Below are 17548 nucleotides of genomic sequence, written 5' to 3'. Positions count from 1 at the left end.
TTACTCTCCTCACTTTACCCTTCTAAATTCTTTTTGTATAACTGTTCTGTTTTCTCGTCAAAAGCAACGAGTGTGACTTCAATCTCTATAGGAGATTGTTCTAGTTTTCGCCTGATCGTTTCAACAGCTATTTCCGCTGCTTCTTCTGCTGGATACCCGTATATCCCTGTACTAATTGCAGGAAAAGCAATGGAGTGAATCCTTTGTTTTTCTGCGATCTCAAGAGCATTCTCGTAACAATTTGCTAGTTGCTTTTTTACTTCACTAGAGCCGTTTTTATAGACTGGACCGACTGTATGAATCACATAATTTGATGGAAGGTTGAATCCTTTTGTCCATTTAGCCTCACCCGTTTTAGCTCCATTTAGTTTTTTGCAGGCTTCCAACAGCCCTGGTCCTGCAGCTCTGTGAATCGCACCGTCCACTCCTCCTCCACCTAAAAGTGAAGAGTTTGCTGCGTTGACAATGGCATCGACATTCAGTGTTGTAATATCTCCACGCCATACTTTTATTGTTCCATTCATGATATGCCCTCCTCTTATTAGGTCTATTCATTTATCCTAATCCCAATATCACCCTTGCGCAAATAAAAAAGCTTAGCCACGGAAGGCTAAGCTTTTAGGTATTCAATTTAACAAATTAACTCCGCTCTGTTGTATCCACTTTCCTACCAAGAATGAATACCATTGCGATTGTTGCGACAAAAGTAATCGGTAGTATGATCCAAATGTTCAGTCCCATTGCGGATGGAAGGTATCCAAACACGATTGAAATTATCCCAACTGCTAGTGCATAAGGTAATTGCGTCTTCACGTGATCGATCAAGTTAGATCCTGCACCCATAGAAGACAAAATCGTTGTATCAGAGATTGGTGAACTATGATCTCCAAATATCGCCCCCGTTAATACAGCACCTGCAGACATGATGACGAAGTCTGGATTTCCAGGTTGTAAGGCCGTTGCTAGTGGTATAGCAAGTGGCATCAGGATACCCATTGTTCCATAAGAAGTTCCTGTTGAAAACGATATGATTGCACCTAAAATGAAGATCACTGAAGGCAGTAAAACAGGCGGCAGCGTATCGCCTAATAAAGAAACAAGGTAATCAGCTGTTCCCAATTCGTTCATAACACTTGATAATGACCAAGCAAGTAACAAAACAACGCCCGTAATCATCAATGTCTTCATCCCATTTACCCAAATTTCAATCCCTTTACTGAAATTGAATAAATCTTGTGAAACACCCATAACTAAAGCAATAATACTTGAGATCAAGGCTGCCTGAAACAGTACAATGGACGCATCAGAAGCTCCGAATGTTTCTCTGATCGTTTCAAAAGAAAGTGGAGAGTTTGTAATGGTTTGCGCAAGTATATTATTGTCTCCACTAAGAATTTCTGAACGACCATTCAAGTAGAATCCTAGGAAACTAAAAACAATCAGACTTCCAATTGGGATCAGTGCATTCCAGATTGACGCTTTTTCTTTATCTAAAACTTCTTGTTCTTCATCTCCTGTTTCGATTTCAGAAGCTTCATCTACAAGTAACCCCGTGTCTCTGGCTCTTTCTTGTGCTTTTTTCATTGGACCGAATTCTCTAAGTGTTAGAGAGGTCACGAACACGAAAAGTAGCATTAAAATATTGTAGAAACGGTAAGGAATCGTTTGAAGAAATATGCCGTATGCATTCACTTCTTGACCAATAGACTGATAGGCATCATTGATCAGACCAACTTCATACCCTATCCAAGTCGAAACAAGTACAATTCCAGCTATTGGAGCAGCAGTAGCATCAATAACAAAAGCGAGCCTTTCTCTTGAAATGTTCATTTTATCAGATACTGGTCTCATGATTGGTCCAACAATCAGCGCATTTGCGTAATCATCAAAGAAAATCAAAATCCCTAGTGCCCATGTGATCATCTGCGCGCTGATTGGGCCTTTGGCTTTCTTTGCCAGACTCTCCGCTACCGCCTGTGCACCACCCATACTGGTGATCAAGGCGATTAGTCCACCAATCGTCATAACTTGTAAAATAATCCCAGCATTCCAAGGATCTGCTAGTGAATTCAGAATATAATCCACAATATCCATAAAGCCGTTAAAAATCGCCATTAAAATATTGGTATCATTGTAGAATTGCATAATAATTGTTCCAGAAAAAATTCCTACAAATAATGACAAAACAACATTCTTAGTTACAAACGCAAGTATGATTGCAATCACTGGTGGAATCAACGTCATCCAGCCTATCGAATTGGCTAAACTTGATTGCACTTCTTCTGCATGTACCGTTTGAGGTAAAAACAAAAAGAGGGTTGTGAGTATCAAACTCCATGTTACTTTCTTTTTCATTAGTCTTCAGTCTCCATTTTCGCTTTATTTTGTTGAAAAAGACTGCATAGAGGTGCAGATTATCCTTATTTTTCCATAAAAAAATAGCACTCAAGGCACGATCACCCTAAATGCTTTACAATTCGCAATTAGCCTGATAGTGCTCCACGAAAACATCGTGACAGTGATCCGCTTTTTAAGCGGAACTCCAGCAAAAAGAGATTGACTATCTCTATCCACTTCGGCAAAGAACCCTTTCTGATTCGATCAATGGGAGTCACCCTACTGAATCATACTGATTTTCTTCGCGCCTCTATCTCTATTTAATTTCAACGATTATTAGTGTACAAGGAATCTGGTTGGATTGCAAGGTCCTTTTCTAATCGAGTAGGAGGTAAATCATTAATTGATTTACCGTCCTCTCACACCACCGTGCGTACGGTTCCGTACACGGCGGTTCAATACCTTGCGTAAGCTGACTCTACCAAGGAGCTTAAAGAGACTAAGCCCCAATGGTGGAGTCTTTTCGTTGTAAGTGCCTGATGAACTTCAGGCGTCATGGATAGCCTCCAGTACTTCTTGCGGGAAAATCCGATTCTTCTAGCACTATCCATATCCAATCCATAGCTGAATAACTTCGTTATTTTCGTTTTGCTTTTCTTCCATCTTTTGAGTATCAGCTGTCTGATTCTATGTTGTAACCATTGTTCTATCCGTTTTATGAACATTTTGATAAATCCAAGACCAAAATAGCCAATCCACCCTCGAGTCACTTGATTGATTTCCTTTATAATAACTTCAAAGGTTCCGGAACGTTTACGACTCGTTAGTCGTTTGAGTGTTCGTTTAAATTTCTGTTTGGCTGATTTTGTAGGGATAAAACGACAGGTTCCATTCACTTTCCTTATCAGACAGCTCAAGAACTTTAAACGAGTAGGAGACCCGACTTTACTCTTATCTTTGTTAACGATTAGTTTCAAATCTTTCTCGATGAATTGTGTCACACTTTGTATCACACGTTCACCTGCTCGTTTAGATTTCACATAGATGACGAAGTCATCCGCGTAACGAACAAATCGATGACCACGACGGTCTAGTTCTTTGTCCAGTTCATGTAAGTAAACATTGCTGAGAAGGGTACTCTACACATCTACATACTCTTTCGGTTCCACCTTATCCCTCTGTAGATTGCCAACCATTCGGTTGTTTTCTGCAGTAAACGTCCCTTCTAACCTCCAATCTATACTTTGTATTTGATATTGTTTGGTCCTTCAGTACATTTTCCCTACTATGACCTCGGCTGACTTCTGCCTATTCGTTGTTACTACGACCGAACGGTCGCTAGACAGACCTCCCCGGGTAAGAACGACAACCTTCCGCTCATGTCACTGCTTCATTTACTGTACAGGATTCGTGCAGTATTAGACTTTACTTTGTTTAGCAAGCTCGTCCGTCCTGATTCAGCCTTGATATGAAGTTTCTGTTCGTCAGTGCGAGCATTTGCGTCCGACTTCCTTCAGATTCCGCCTCACGGCGGACACCCTTGTCTTTCGCTAACAGTTCCTACTGCCAAGCCTGTAGTGGACTTTCACCACCAAGTTGTCGCCCATGCCGGGCGCACTAAAAAAGCTATGGAGCGTCTCTGATTAGACGTTCCATAGCTCTACTTGTTAATAAGATTTGACCATACCGCCATCAATCAGAATGTTTTGACCAGTTAGATAGGTATTTGCACCAGAGACTAAAAATACAGCTGTCTTAGCAAACTCCTCTGGTTGTCCATAACGTCCTAAAGGAATCGACTGCTCGATTTGATCCGTAACTTCTTGTTGTGTTTTCCCTTGTTTTTCTGCTTTTGCAGCGTCTAGCTGAACAAGTCTTTCTGTTTCTATACGACCCGCACCGATCGTGTTGACCAGGATATGATGAGGTGCTAATTCTTGAGACAAACTTTTAGATAATCCTGATATGCCCATTCTAAATACGTTCGATAACGTTAACCCATCGATTGGTTGTTTGATGGATGAGGAAGCATTGTTCAGAATATGGCCGCCTGTTTCTTTCAGATCTGGTAGTACTGCTCTGATGGTTCGGATAAAACTGAACAGTGTGAGGTCGAATGCTTTCTGCCAGTCTGCGTCATCGAAGTCTTCAAATGTTCCACTTGGTGGGCCACCGGCATTATTGACAAGGATAGAAATCGGTCCAAACGTATTACGTGTAGATTCAACTAGATTCTTGATGCTTTCTGCATCCGTAATATCCGCTACTGTGTAATCTACTTTACCTGTAGCTGTTTTGAGAATATCTTTTTTCGCTTCTTCTAGTTTATCCGCACTTCTACTTGTCAACATGACATTAGCCCCTTCTTTGACTAATTCTGTCGCAATCGCTTTTCCAAGTCCTGAACTAGAAGCCAGAACAAGTGCTGTTTTCCCAGTAAGCTTCATATCCATTTGCCTAATCTCCTCCATTACCATTTTTATTTACTCCCTTCAGTATAGACGAAAGTTTATTTCTGGTAAACGACTTTTGGTTTTCTAGCAGCAAGCACTTCGTCTAATCTTCTGACAGCTTTTGTAGTGGGTGCTTCATGAAGTAATTCTGGTTGTTCTTCAACTTCTTTTGCAATGGCAATCATCGCATCTGCAAATTCATCCAACGTCTCTTTCGCTTCTGTATCCGTTGGTTCAATCATAATGCACTCTTCAACAATCAGCGGGAAATAAACAGTGGGGGCATAAAAACCATAATCCAATAATCTTTTGGCAATATCTAATGTTCTAACACCTTGTTTTTTCTGACGCAAGCCACTTAAAACAAATTCATGCTTGCAGTGCTGCTTGAACGGTGTGTCGTAATGATCTGCAAGTCTAGCTTTCAAATAGTTCGCATGAAGCACGGCATCTTCTGATACTTTCTGAAGACCCTGTGCGCCCATAGAACGGATATAAGCATACGCTCTCACGTTAACACCAAAGTTACCGAAGTAGCCTTTTACTCGACCGATAGAATCTGGATAATTTGTGTTTAAAATATATTGATTCGCTTCTTTTTCAATTCTAGGATTTGGTAAAAATGGTGAAAGAGCCGCTTTAACACCGATTGGTCCTGATCCTGGTCCACCGCCACCATGAGGTGTACTGAAGGATTTATGCAAATTCAAGTGAACCACATCAAAGCCCATTTCTCCAGGAGTCGATTTCCCAAGTATCGCATTTGCGTTAGCCCCATCGTAATAAAGCAGGCCTCCCGCCTCATGCACGATTTTTGCGATTTCGACAATGTCCACTTCAAATAATCCTAGTGTATTAGGGTTTGTTAGCATTAATCCAGCTGTATCCGGTCCTAGTGCAGACTTAAGCGCTTCAACACCTACTGTCCCTTTTTCACTGGACTTGATTTCCACTACATCATAGCCGGCTACTGCTGCACTTGCCGGATTTGTACCATGTGCTGAATCTGGAACGAGAATCTTTCTTCTTTGATCACCTTCACCTTTGGACTGGTGATAGGCTTTAAAAACCAATAAGCCTGCCCATTCCCCTTGAGCTCCAGCTGCTGGTTGAAGACAGATTTCATCCATGCCTGTGACTTGCTTTAAATCTTCTTGCAATTCGTACATTAACTGAAGAGCCCCTTGAGTTGTAGCAGGATCTTGTAAAGGATGAATAGCCGTAAACCCTTCATAACGGGCTACATCTTCATTGATTTTTGGATTATATTTCATTGTACAAGAACCGAGTGGATAGAAGCCCGTTTCGATTCCAAAGTTTTTATTTGCCAATGCAGTGTAGTGACGCATTAATTGTAGTTCAGAGACTTCTGGTAGTTCAGCTGCCTCTTTTCTAGTTAAATGCTCTGGTAACTGTTCGGATAAGTCAAAAGATTCTACATCATTTTCCGGTAAACTGTAAGCTCTACGTCCTGGTTTTGACTGTTCGAAAATCAGTTTTGTCTGTGCTTCTATCATTTAACCATTCACCTCCACTAATGCTTCTACAAATGCATCAATTTCTTTGCGTGTTCTTTTTTCAGTTGCACAAAGTAACATAGCTTGATCATTGTCTAAACTTTCTGATACGTCATATCCACCAATGAAGCCTTTTTCTAGTAACCTTTTGTTGATTTCCGCGATCGGTTTAGACAGTTCAACTGCAAATTCATTAAAGAAAGGAGCGTCATTTAAAATTGTTAGGCCCGACTCCTTTAACTGTTGCGCAAGATAATAAGCTTTGTCGATATTTTGTTGTGCCATTTCCTGAATACCTGCTTTACCCATTGCGGACATAAATACTGAGCTTGCTAAAGCGTTCAAAGCTTGGTTGGAGCTCATATTCGATGTCGCTTTCTCTCTTCTAATATGCTGTTCTCTTGTCTGAAGCGTCATTACAAAGCCTCGTTTGCCTTCGATATCAACCGTTTCTCCAACGATTCGGCTTGGAACTTTTCTCATATACTGACTCTTCACAGTGAAATAACCACAATGAGGTCCGCCATAAGACATCGAAAGACCAAGCGGTTGCATATCTCCTACAACAATATCCGCACCTAATTTACCAGGAGCTTCCAGTTTCGCTAGCGCTAGTGGATTAGCCATAACGATCAGTAACACTTTCGTTTCTTTCAGTATTTCCTTGATTTCTAAAAGATCTTCAATTGATCCGAAAAAGTTTGGATATTGTACAACGACTGCTGCTGTATCTTCTGTTAATGAAGCTTTCAATTTTTGAAGATCTGTGATGTCTTTTTTCAGTTCCAGCTCTTCTACTTTGTATTCCATTCCATATGCATACGTATGCACCACTTCTTTGGCTTGAGGGTGGATGGCACCGGATAAGAGAACCTTCTGCTTTTTCGTAACCGCTGTTGCCAAATTGCAAGCTTCTCCTAAAGATGTGAAGCCATCATAAAGACTGGAATTAGAAACGTCCATCCCAGTTAGTTCACAAATCATCGTTTGGAATTCAAAAAGAGCCTGTAACTCTCCTTGACTGGCTTCTGGTTGATAAGGTGTATAAGCCGTCATAAATTCTGATTTCAATGTAACGTGATTGACGACGCTTGGAATAAAATGATCATAAGTACCTGCACCTAAAAAGAAAGGATAATCAGTAGCCGTTTTATTTTGTTGCGCTAATGCTTTCATATGTTTCGTTAATTCATATTCACTTAAGGGTTCTGGAAGATCAATCGCCTTTTCTTTTGTTGCTCGAGTGGACATGGGAATGTCTGAAAACAAGTCGTTGATACTCTCCACACCTATTACAGCTAACATATCTTCTTGATCTTTTTGAGTTGTCGGTAAATATCTATGTTGCGTTGTCATGATGGCTCACTCCTTATAGATAACATTTAAGCTAGAATAAACAGAAAAGAGAAGCCTCCTCATCTTTCAATGAGAAATCTCCTCTGTGGTTTCTCTGCTATTCAAATAAATTCTTTTACAGTTCGCTAACGTACTGGTCGTAAGTTTTAGCATCCATCCAGTCACTTGTATTCAATTTATCAGATACTTGAACTTCAACAATCCAACCTTCACCGTAAGGAGAATCATTTAATTTTTCAGGTTCATCTTCTAGTTTGTCGTTAACCTTTGTAATAGTGCCTTGAACGGGTGCATAGATTTCTGAAGAAGATTTAACTGATTCTACTGTCGAGAAAGCTGCTTCACTTTCCATTTGATCGTTGAGTACAGGTAATTCTACAAAAACAACATCACCCAATTGCTCTACAGCGTAATCCGAAATGCCAATTCTAACGTAATCTTCTCCAACAACTTCAATCCATTCGTGCTCTTTTGTGAAATATAGTCCTTCTTTAGCTGCCATTTTTTATTGTCCACCTTTGTTTGAATTTTGAAGTTCTTTTAACCAGTCTTTTTTTGTCAATTTCGCAGGGATCTGTTTTTTTCTAACTTGAATCCAGACCGTTTCCCCAAGCTGAGCTTCTGCTTTATTGATCAACATCATTCCTAAACTTTTGCCTAAGGAAGGAGATTGTGTTCCAGAAGTCACGACACCAATTTCCTCTTGATCACCATTCAATACGGGATAGCCATGTCTAGCGATTCCTTTATCCAGCAATTCAAATCCACGAGAAATCCGTTTAAGTCCTTTTTCCTTTTGTTCTTTTAAAGCCGTCTGTCCGATAAAAGCAGTCACTTTCTCTAATTTGACTGCAAAACCGACGCCTCCTTCTAAAGGAGAAATCTCTTCAGAAAGCTCTTGTCCATATAAAGCCATTCCAGCCTCTAGTCTCAAGGTATCTCTAGCGCCTAATCCACATTCTTTTAATCCATGAATAAATCCAGCTCTGAGTAATTTCTTCCATAGTTCTTGTGTATCATTTTTTTGCACGTATAATTCAAAGCCGTCTTCTCCTGTATAACCCGTGCGTGCCACAATCACATCTTTAACATTCCCGAAAGTTTCAGAAGGTAAAAAGTGGTAAGTTTTCAAATCGGCTAATGTCGTTTGCGTCATCGATTTAAGAATTCGTTCGGCCTTCGGTCCTTGGAGCGCGATCAAACCGTATGAATCTGAAACGTTAACGACTTCAATCCCTTCTTCAAGATGCTGATTCATCCAAGAATAGATTTTTTCTGTGTTACTGGCGTTTGGTGTAACTAGATAATGACTATCCGAAAATTTGAATAACAACAAGTCGTCTAATGTACCACCTTGCTCGTTCGTCATCGTATTATATTGAGCTTGATGCATAACCATTTTTGAAACATCGTTTGTAACAAGTTTATTTAACCACTCTGTTGCCTGTGTTCCCTTAACCATGATTTCGCCCATATGAGAAACATCAAAGATCCCCGCATACTCCCTTACAGCGGCATGCTCTTCAGCTATTTTTGTAAACTGAATAGGTAATGCCCATCCACCAAAATCAGTCAGCTTGAGATTTTTTTCTAGATAGTAATCATATAACGGCGTATGTAGCAACTCTTGATTGTTTGTTTCTGCCATTTAATCCCTCCGTTAACCCGTATAATTTTAATAGGGTCTCATTCAGTATTTAAAGTCTATTTTTGTCTGAACGAATTTCTGTTTCTTCTTTTTATTTTCTATATTTTATTCTAACATGATTTTATTCGTACTGAAATAGATAAAAAAATAATAATCTTGTTAGAATACGCTTACTTGTACAAATATACGAACAATAATTTAAATATAAACATTTTCGTTCGAAAATTTTATATGTTTTATTAAATCGATTGCCTTAGTTTATATAAAAACCACGTTTGCACAATTTACTTTGGAATCTTCATTTTACCTTTTTATGATACAATAAGATTATTATATTATAAAGGAGCGCTATAATCATGCAACAAGAAATAGCAAATTTCACATTACAGAATCCGACTAAAATTGTATTCGGTAAAGATCAGATTAAAAATCTATCAACTTTAATTCCTCAAGGTAAGAAAGTTTTAATTACCTATGGTGGCGGGAGTATTCAGCGATTTGGAACGTTAGACCGTGTACGTGAAGCCATAAGTGGTTATGATTTTGGTGAATTTGGTGGGATTGAAGCTAATCCAACTTTTGAAACATGTATGCGCGCAGTTGAATTAATCAAAAAAGAACAGTATGACTTTGTCCTTGCAGTTGGTGGCGGTTCTGTTATCGATGGTTCAAAATTTATCGTTGCGGCAGCTGAATTTGAAGGAGATCCTATCAATATCTTCGGTAAAGGCATCGGTACTGGAGAACCTGTCAAATCGGCTCTTCCACTGGGTACAGTACTCACTTTACCTGCTACAGCTTCAGAAATGAATAGTGGTGCGGTCATCACTTTTAAAGAGAAAAAAGCTAAAGTTAGCTTCGGTAGTTTCTACGTTTTTCCAACGTTCTCCATCCTTGAACCAGAACTCACTTACACACTTCCTAAAAAACAATTAGCGAACGGTGTAACAGACTCTTTTGTACACATCATTGAACAATATCTGACTTATCCAGTTGGCGCCATGGTTCAAGACGGATTTGCAGAAAGTTTGATGAAAACTTTAATCAAAATCGGGCCTGATGTGGTTAAAGAGGACTTACATGACTATACAATTAGAGCAAACTTTATGTGGACAGCTACCCTTGCTTTAAACGGCATCCTAAGAAATGGTGTACCTGGCGACTGGTCTACTCATGCATTAGGTCATGAGTTAACTGTATTAAACCACACAGATCACGCTCAAACTCTTTCAGCAATCCTGCCTGCAGTGATGCTCGTTAGAAAAGAGCAGAAATTCGATAAACTGGTTCAGTATGCTGAGAATGTATGGTCTATCACAGATGGTACGGATGAAGAAAAAGTTGATGCAGCCATTTTAAAAACGGTTGCTTTCTTGAAATCAATCAGTATGCCTGTAACCTTAAAAGATATCAATGTATCTTCTTCTGATATCGACTTCTTGATCGACCAACTTGAAAAACATGGTAATACAGCTCTCTCTGAACGTGGAGATCAAACATTAGAAGTCTCTAGAGCCATTTATGAAAAAGCATTGGAATTAGAATTTTAATCGTTAATTTATAAGGAGGTTATTTGAATGAACCAGCCTATTACATTTAAAACAGTTGCAGTCCTCACTCTTTCTGGTTTCTTGCTTGCTGCTTGTGAACCTGCACAAGAGCAAGAAGCAGTCGACCCAGACCCCACTGAAACGGTAACGGTTCCCGAGCCCGGTGAGGCCGACACAGATACAGACACAGAAGAAACTGCAGATGAGACAGATACACTTTCACAGAATATGTTGGACTGGCTCCCAATGAATGAGGATACTGCTTATACCTACTCAGGAACGGGTAGTGAATTTGCTGAATATCAGTCATATCCTCAGTTTATCCATAATGATACCCTTCAATTCGTAGAAACAAATGCGAGTACGGAGACAGTTAAAATCTACGAGTATACTGAAAATGAAGTCCGCGAAGTTTTCACAAGAGCGGAAACGTATTTCCGAGATGACTTTGTGGATACTGGTCTAAATAGTAGTGAACAAGATCAGCTTGAAATTTTACTGCAGGCCCCTGTTGAAATCGGAAGAAGTTGGGATAGTCCTTCTGGTTCGGTATCCGAAATCACGGATGCCAATGTAGAAGTCGAGACACCAGCTGGTACGTATTCAGCACTAGAGATCACCCGAACGCTTAATGATCAGTCAGATAAACTGTATTACGCTAAAGGTACTGGATTGATCCAAACCATCTCTGATGTTGATGGCGAAACAGAGATCATTTCTTCATTAAGCAATATTCAAGAAGATGCTGCTGAAGAAATTCCCCTAACGCTTTATGAGTTGAATGAAATGGCGACTGCTCTAACCACTACTAATGCTACAATGGAACTTAGAACAAATGATCCAGCTAGACTTCAATTAACAGAAATGTTGAACGGAAGTACTGGAGATATGACGATTCCTACTTTAACGGAAAACGTACAGATAAATTATCTTTACCTTGGTAATGATCAGATAGCTCATGTCGATTTCTCTGAAGAACTGATTAATGACATGAACGCCGGATCTGGTATTGAAGCTTTATTGATTCAAAGTTTGGTGAATACGATCGGTGGACTTTATCAAGTTGATGAAGTTTTACTAACTGTAGAAGATGCACCCTACGCTTCTGGACATATTGCTATGGAAGAAGGACAAACGATGTCCGTTGATTTGTCTAGTGTCGAATAAAAAATGATTCAAAAAGGAGTTGCCACAGATATTTGGGCAACTCCTTTTTTTGGATTAAATGATTGATTATTCTCTTTGTGAATCTTTACTATGTAAAAGACTGAATAGGTTCATTCTTACACCTATCCAGTCTTTTAATTGTATTATTTGACTAATTCATAAATCGCTTCTGCATAGATCGCCATTGCATTCATTAAATCATCAACAGCCATAAATTCGTTAGCTTGGTGCATCGTATCAATACTATTAGGGAACATTGCGCCGTAAGCTACGCCACGTTTCATTAAACGTCCGTAAGTTCCTCCACCGATAACTTGTTCACTTGGCTCAAGACCCGTTTGACGAGCATAGACATCTAACAACGTTTGTACCAATGGATCGTTTCCAGGTACGTAGTGAGGAACTTTACCTTCAGGTAAGTTTACTTCAACTGCATATTGAGAAACTTTGTCGCGAATTTGTTTACCGATCGTTTCTTCGCTTGTTCCTTGAGGGTAACGCATATTGACTGTCATTTGACCGCCTTTATCTACGTTAAATTTAAAGACCCCAGTATTTGAAGTCAGTTCACCCATGACTTCATCAGTATGAGCCACGCCTAATTTACTACCTGATGGATCATCATGAAGGTAAAGCGCTGCTACTTGAATAAAGTCTTTAGCGTCTCCCCCAAAGCTGAATTCAGATAAGAAACGAGCGAGATGCGTGCCGGCATTGATTCCTTTAGCAGGCGTGCTTCCGTGTGCAGCTTTTCCTACAACTGTAACTGTTACACGATTTCCATCAACTGAAAGGTCTCCGGTTACAGGTTGATCAGAAAGATAGTCTTGGAATCCATTTTCAAGTTCAGATGGATTTTCGGATTCAATGACTGCAACGGCATCTTGAGGAACCATGTTCGGACGCAAGCCTGATTCAAATTCGACAAGTTTGTGTGTGCCACCTGCAGCATTTCCTTTGAATGAAAGTTCAGCTGATACATTGCCTTTTTCACCATTGATAATCGGGAACATTGCATCTGGAGAAAATCCGAAGTCCGGCTCTGGTTGAGTCTCAAGATAATGCTTGATACCTTTCCATTCGCTTTCTTCGTCAGTACCCAAAATGAAACGGATTTTTTTCGATACAGGTAATCCAAGATCCTTGATCATTTTGATTGCATAGTAAGCGGCCATACCCGGACCTTTGTCATCACTTGAACCACGCGCATAAAGTCTTCCCTCTTTGATCACTGGTTCAAAAGGATCTGTTTCCCATCCAGTACCAGTTGGAACAACGTCTACGTGAGCAAGTACACCCATGACTTCGTCTCCATCACCATACTCGATATGTCCAGCCCAGTTGTCAAAGTTCTCAGCTTTAAACCCATCTCTTTCTCCAATAGCTAAAAAGGCTTCAAGAGCTTCTTTCGGACCAGGTCCTACAGGCGCTTCTTTTGTTGCTTTTGAGTCGTCACGAACACTATCGATTTTAAGAATCGTGAAAAGATCCTCCAAAAAATCATCTTTGCGTTTCGCTGCTTCTGCTTTCCAATCAATTGACTGATTTGTCATTCTATTTTTTCCTCCTAATGAAGTATCTTCTTTGCGAATAAATGAGGGCTTTCTCACTTTCCGCTTCTATCTACTATTCTAGCACTTTTTAGAGTGAATACCAATTCTCCTACAAGTAAAATCCATGCATAATTTTATTTCAAAGCGTAAAATGAAAAGATAAAGGAGGGTTTTCTTTGAAGAAAATTTTAGAAGAAACCATTAGACAATCTATCCCGGTTCGAGAGGAAAATAGCTATAAAGGAAATTTCGGTAAACTACTGTTCGTAGGCGGAAATGATCAGATGGGCGGAGCCATCACTTTATCAGCTTCTGCTGCTTTACATGCTGGGGCTGGTCTCGTCACAGTAGCTAGTGCCCCGGTAAACGTACATGCGCTCCATTCTAGAATTCCAGAAGCCATGTTTTTAGATATGTATGACCTTGATACACTAAAAGATATGATTCCTTCAATGGATGGGATTGTTATTGGACCTGGTCTTGGTCGAGATTCAAAATCGGTGGACGTTGCAAAAACAGTATTTGAGACAGTATCAGAAGAACAATTCTTAGTTGTTGATGGAGATGCGATTTCCATTTATGTTCATGAAAAATTGGATCATCCTGCTGCTGAACTGATTTTTACACCTCATTTAGGAGAATGGAAGACCTTATCAGGAATGGGGCCAGATGAAGAAGCAATTGAAAAGAATCAAGAAAGACGAGACCACCTTGATGCTATAGTTGTTTTGAAAAAAGGTCAGAGCGAAGTTTACTTTGAAGATGAAGTCTGGCAGAATATACCTGGTAATCCTTCCATGGCTACTGGAGGTATGGGTGATACGCTCGCAGGAATGATTGGTAGTTTTACAGCCCAATTCAAAACGCGTAAAGAAGGTATTCTTTCTGCTGTCTTTATGCACAGCCAGATTGCAAATCAGTTATCTGAAACTTATTATGTCACCTTACCAACTCTCATCATTGATGAAATTCCTAAACTCATGAAGAAATACACAAAATCAATCTAGTTTTTTACCTTTTTCTTCGCTATACTGGAATAGAATGATAGAAAGAGGTCGATTTCAATGAATAAAAAACTTTTTCTGATTTGTATAGGTGTCTTCGTTTTAGGATTTATGATGATGTATTACAATTTGGCTATCCTTTATATTCTGGGGATGGCTGTCATTATCCTATTCGCGTTTGGAGCCGGACCACGTCTAGATGATGACGGCAATGAAGCGCGTTATAAGAAAGACCAGGCTCGCCTTATAACGTTGATGTGGATCAGCGCCTTTTATATCTTGTCCGGTATTGCTTCACTTTTCTTTGTTTCATAAAAATAGCCAGTATCGATTATGATCAGTCGATACTGGCTATTTTTTGTATTAGTTTTTCAATTGTGCAATTTCTTCTTTTGTACATTCTCTATATGCACCAAGTTCTAACTGAGGATCCAATTCTAATGATCCCATTGAAAGTCTCTTGAGATAAAGCACATCTTTACCAACTGCATGAAACATTCTTTTAACTTGATGAAACTTACCTTCTTGAATCGTGACTTCAACCTTAGAAGTGTGTTCCGCTTCATCCACTGATAAAATCGAAAGTTTTGCGGGCATCGTTACATAGTCGTCAGATAGTGTAATTCCTTTTTTAAATTCCAAGACATCTGATTCCGTAACGATACCTTCTATCTCAGCAAAATACTTTTTGTCCACGTGTCGTTTGGGAGAAAGTAGTTTATGCGTCAGTGTGCCATCGTTTGTGAGCAACAGCAAGCCTTCTGTGTCGATATCCAATCTACCCACTGGATGCGGTTCTTGTACGATATCACTGGGCTGCAGTAAATCTAAAACCGTATCATGCATATCATCTTCTGTAGCACTGATCACACCTGCCGGTTTATTCAACATAAAGTAGACGAACTCTTGATAATCGAGCTCTTCTCCGCCAATCATGACTGTATCCGTATCAGGATCAACTTGTGTCTTTGGATCTTTTACGATAACACCGTTAATTTCAATAATCGATGATTTCAGTAAACTTTTAACTTCTCTTCTTGTTCCTAAGCCACTATGGGCTAATAACTTATCGATTCTCATTTTGTCACCTCGTATCTAGTGTATCTGATATTTCTCTAAATTAAAAAGAAAGTCTAATTGATTTTGAGTTTATTTCTTACTCGAGCAGCTTGTGCACCAATCAGACGATCAGCTAGTCTTGTTTTCAAAACTAAATATCCATAAACAACGATTCCTACAGCAGCCATAACCGGTAAGGATAGTCCAGCTTGAGTTTTACTTTCGAAATTCAATACTGTTCCTAATCCTATTTTGGTCAGCATCGTAAATGCCCCCATAATAAGAGATAAAATCATAATCAAAGCTGAGCGTCTAAACAACAAAGGTATAGAGTAATGCGTCGCTTTATGCATAATACGCATCATTAGGAAACACGTTATTCCAAAACCAGCAATTGTGGAATACAGCATACCGAAAGCGTTAAGTCCAAGTACTCCGACAAATAAGGGTTGCGTAACAATCTTCACAACAAAACCGATAACTAATGCCCAAATAGCGGGTCTAGTCTGGTTAGCTGCTTGAAGCATGTTCCCAAGCACTGCGTACAAAGCAATAAAGATAGCCATATAAGCAGAGACTTGGGTAATGGATGTTCCTAATGCACTAGGTCGGAAAAAAACATTATAAAGCGGTTCAGCAACAACTGCCATTCCCACAGCAGCCGGGAACATAGCGAAAAAGAGTAATTGAACGCCTTTTGAAAATTGCTTACTCACTTCTTTGACATTACTTTTAGCCATAAGGTTACTGATTAATGGAACTGTTGTAATCGATAAAGCTGTACCAAATGAAGTCAGAATCATAATCAATTTATGCGCATTTGCTTGTGTGACACCGTACGTTGCTTGAATCGTGTCAGAATCCATATTTGAGAACATTTCCATAATCGGTTTGTACGTATTCTGGTCGATTTGTTGAAAAAGTGTAATTCCGGTTGCGATAATAATAAATGGAATAGAGGTTTTAACAATTTCCACTAACAAAGATTTTGGAGATACCTTTACTTCATTTACGCTGTCTTCTGGTTCATGATTAAAAGCTGTATCGATTCGCTTAATCTTCCAAGCTAGATAGATTAAGGAGAAGATGGCTCCTATAAATGCAGCAAATGTCGAATAAGATACCGCTGTTACATTGGAACCGCCTAAAACTTGAGTGATTGCATAAGCAGAAGCCAGCATAAATAAAATACGGGCAAACTGTTCAATGATTTGAGAAATCGCAGGCCCAGCCATTGTATTATGCCCCTGTAGAAAGCCTCTAGTAACACTTTGGGCAGGAATAATGAGTAAAGCTGGGACTAAAGCACGCATAACAATTACAGCATCTTCAGCATCTGCCGTTGGACTTGTACTTGCAAGCGCTGGTGCTAGTACATAAAGCGCAACAGCGGAAACGACTCCCGTAAAAATCATTAGTTTCAAACCTTGCTTGTAAATTGATTTAGATATTTCATATTCGCCAATCGCATTATAGTGGCTGATTTGCTTTGATATCGCAGAGGGTACACCAGCTGTTGCCAAGGCTAGAAAGAATGCATATGGATTGTATCCGATCTGAAAGAGCGCATTTGCAGCATCGGCTTCTCCGCCTCCACCCATCCACGCCATCCATGGAATAATATAAATAATTCCAAGGACTCTTGAAACCATACTGGATGCAGTCATCCAAGCGGATCCACTGACCATTTTTTGGTCGTCAGACATTTCTTTCTTTATCACGTTTGTTGAGGCTTGGTTGTCCATATTTAAAGAAACCTTCTTTCGATAAGTAAAAATACTGAATGATTCTCTTACTGTTTTATTGAATAAAAAAATTCCATAGAAAAAGGAGCACCGTAAGGCCCCTTTTCCAACTAGACTCTATTCTACTGGTTTACGCCACCTGTTGCAATCTTGTTCTAT

The 17548-nt window shown here is 39.6% G+C and carries 15 protein-coding genes, 1 pseudogene and 1 riboswitch; of the genes and pseudogenes, 4 read left to right on the top strand and 12 right to left on the bottom strand.

Going from position 1 to position 17548, the window contains the following annotated elements:
* Window positions 1–14 precede the first annotated feature (14 nt).
* From LG377_RS05300 to gcvT, 9 genes and pseudogenes are all read right to left on the bottom strand, one after another.
* The gene (locus LG377_RS05300; RefSeq protein ID WP_225743637.1) at window positions 15–524 is read right to left on the bottom strand and encodes an O-acetyl-ADP-ribose deacetylase; all 510 of its coding nucleotides are present in this window, start codon (window positions 522–524) and stop codon (window positions 15–17) included.
* A gap of 115 nt (window positions 525–639) precedes the next feature.
* A complete protein-coding gene (locus LG377_RS05295) occupies window positions 640–2355 on the bottom strand; it encodes a Na+/H+ antiporter NhaC family protein (RefSeq protein ID WP_225743636.1) in 1716 nt (571 codons plus the stop codon).
* A 129-nt stretch (window positions 2356–2484) separates the two neighbouring features.
* Window positions 2485–2658, bottom strand: a riboswitch (Lysine riboswitch).
* 134 nt (window positions 2659–2792) lie between these two features.
* Window positions 2793–3233 carry a group II intron maturase-specific domain-containing protein gene (locus tag LG377_RS05290; protein WP_255612817.1) on the bottom strand — a complete coding sequence of 147 codons (441 nt, stop codon included), beginning with the start codon at window positions 3231–3233 and terminating at the stop codon, window positions 2793–2795.
* Window positions 3234–3260: 27 nt separating this feature from the next.
* Window positions 3261–3464 (bottom strand): annotated as a pseudogene (locus tag LG377_RS12450) (reverse transcriptase domain-containing protein); the annotation flags it as partial.
* 540 nt (window positions 3465–4004) lie between these two features.
* Window positions 4005–4790, bottom strand: coding sequence for an SDR family oxidoreductase (locus tag LG377_RS05285; RefSeq protein WP_370632539.1), 786 nt, complete (start codon window positions 4788–4790; stop codon window positions 4005–4007).
* 56 nt (window positions 4791–4846) lie between these two features.
* On the bottom strand, window positions 4847–6307 hold the full coding sequence (gcvPB, locus tag LG377_RS05280; RefSeq protein WP_225743635.1) for an aminomethyl-transferring glycine dehydrogenase subunit GcvPB: 1461 nt from the start codon (window positions 6305–6307) through the stop codon (window positions 4847–4849).
* A complete protein-coding gene (gene gcvPA / locus LG377_RS05275) occupies window positions 6308–7663 on the bottom strand; it encodes an aminomethyl-transferring glycine dehydrogenase subunit GcvPA (RefSeq protein WP_225743634.1) in 1356 nt (451 codons plus the stop codon). It abuts the gene before it with no gap.
* A 115-nt stretch (window positions 7664–7778) separates the two neighbouring features.
* A complete protein-coding gene (gene gcvH, locus LG377_RS05270) occupies window positions 7779–8165 on the bottom strand; it encodes a glycine cleavage system protein GcvH (protein WP_225743633.1) in 387 nt (128 codons plus the stop codon).
* A gap of 3 nt (window positions 8166–8168) precedes the next feature.
* Window positions 8169–9311: a glycine cleavage system aminomethyltransferase GcvT gene (gene gcvT / locus LG377_RS05265; RefSeq protein WP_225743632.1), complete on the bottom strand. Its 1143-nt coding sequence runs from the start codon at window positions 9309–9311 to the stop codon at window positions 8169–8171.
* A 356-nt stretch (window positions 9312–9667) separates the two neighbouring features.
* Here gcvT and LG377_RS05260 point away from each other — a divergent pair, with 356 nt between their 5' ends.
* A complete protein-coding gene (locus LG377_RS05260; protein WP_225743631.1) occupies window positions 9668–10861 on the top strand; it encodes an iron-containing alcohol dehydrogenase in 1194 nt (397 codons plus the stop codon).
* A gap of 27 nt (window positions 10862–10888) precedes the next feature.
* Window positions 10889–12028 (top strand): GerMN domain-containing protein, encoded by a 1140-nt coding sequence (locus LG377_RS05255; RefSeq protein ID WP_225743630.1) that lies wholly within the window; start codon window positions 10889–10891, stop codon window positions 12026–12028.
* Between the two features lie 143 nt (window positions 12029–12171).
* Here the strand turns inward: LG377_RS05255 and pepV are convergent, their stop codons facing one another.
* A complete protein-coding gene (gene pepV / locus LG377_RS05250; protein WP_225743629.1) occupies window positions 12172–13581 on the bottom strand; it encodes a dipeptidase PepV in 1410 nt (469 codons plus the stop codon).
* A 176-nt stretch (window positions 13582–13757) separates the two neighbouring features.
* On the opposite strand from pepV, the gene LG377_RS05245 reads away from it, so the two are divergent.
* Together LG377_RS05245 and LG377_RS05240 are read left to right on the top strand one after the other, a co-directional pair.
* The gene (locus tag LG377_RS05245) at window positions 13758–14588 is read left to right on the top strand and encodes an NAD(P)H-hydrate dehydratase (RefSeq protein ID WP_225743628.1); all 831 of its coding nucleotides are present in this window, start codon (window positions 13758–13760) and stop codon (window positions 14586–14588) included.
* A gap of 57 nt (window positions 14589–14645) precedes the next feature.
* The gene (locus LG377_RS05240; RefSeq protein ID WP_225743627.1) at window positions 14646–14900 is read left to right on the top strand and encodes a hypothetical protein; all 255 of its coding nucleotides are present in this window, start codon (window positions 14646–14648) and stop codon (window positions 14898–14900) included.
* Between the two features lie 48 nt (window positions 14901–14948).
* On the opposite strand, the gene LG377_RS05235 is transcribed toward LG377_RS05240, so the two are convergent.
* Window positions 14949–15665, bottom strand: a complete 717-nt coding sequence (locus LG377_RS05235) for a pseudouridine synthase (protein WP_225743626.1) — start codon at window positions 15663–15665, stop codon at window positions 14949–14951.
* Between the two features lie 53 nt (window positions 15666–15718).
* Window positions 15719–17389: a polysaccharide biosynthesis protein gene (locus LG377_RS05230; protein ID WP_225743625.1), complete on the bottom strand. Its 1671-nt coding sequence runs from the start codon at window positions 17387–17389 to the stop codon at window positions 15719–15721.
* Between the last annotated feature and the right edge of the window lie 159 nt (window positions 17390–17548).

Source organism: Marinilactibacillus sp. Marseille-P9653 (assembly GCF_916618885.1).
Taxonomy (GTDB): Bacteria; Bacillota; Bacilli; order Lactobacillales; family Carnobacteriaceae_A; genus Marinilactibacillus.
Note: the sequence above shows the minus strand (reverse complement) of the source record. Positions and strands in the feature narration are given on the sequence as shown.

Excerpts from the sequence above, each read along its gene's own strand:
- pepV (WP_225743629.1), bottom strand. The coding sequence starts at position 13,581 with ATGACAAATCAGTCAATTGATTGGAAAGCAGAAGCAGCGAAACGCAAA.
- LG377_RS05240 (WP_225743627.1), top strand. The coding sequence starts at position 14,646 with ATGAATAAAAAACTTTTTCTGATTTGTATAGGTGTCTTCGTTTTAGGA.
- LG377_RS05260 (WP_225743631.1), top strand. The coding sequence starts at position 9,668 with ATGCAACAAGAAATAGCAAATTTCACATTACAGAATCCGACTAAAATT.
- gcvH (WP_225743633.1), bottom strand. The coding sequence starts at position 8,165 with ATGGCAGCTAAAGAAGGACTATATTTCACAAAAGAGCACGAATGGATT.
- LG377_RS05285 (WP_370632539.1), bottom strand. The coding sequence starts at position 4,790 with ATGGATATGAAGCTTACTGGGAAAACAGCACTTGTTCTGGCTTCTAGT.
- gcvPB (WP_225743635.1), bottom strand. The coding sequence starts at position 6,307 with ATGATAGAAGCACAGACAAAACTGATTTTCGAACAGTCAAAACCAGGA.
- LG377_RS05255 (WP_225743630.1), top strand. The coding sequence starts at position 10,889 with ATGAACCAGCCTATTACATTTAAAACAGTTGCAGTCCTCACTCTTTCT.
- LG377_RS05300 (WP_225743637.1), bottom strand. The coding sequence starts at position 524 with ATGAATGGAACAATAAAAGTATGGCGTGGAGATATTACAACACTGAAT.
- gcvPA (WP_225743634.1), bottom strand. The coding sequence starts at position 7,663 with ATGACAACGCAACATAGATATTTACCGACAACTCAAAAAGATCAAGAA.
- gcvT (WP_225743632.1), bottom strand. The coding sequence starts at position 9,311 with ATGGCAGAAACAAACAATCAAGAGTTGCTACATACGCCGTTATATGAT.
- LG377_RS05230 (WP_225743625.1), bottom strand. The coding sequence starts at position 17,389 with ATGGACAACCAAGCCTCAACAAACGTGATAAAGAAAGAAATGTCTGAC.
- LG377_RS05235 (WP_225743626.1), bottom strand. The coding sequence starts at position 15,665 with ATGAGAATCGATAAGTTATTAGCCCATAGTGGCTTAGGAACAAGAAGA.
- LG377_RS05295 (WP_225743636.1), bottom strand. The coding sequence starts at position 2,355 with ATGAAAAAGAAAGTAACATGGAGTTTGATACTCACAACCCTCTTTTTG.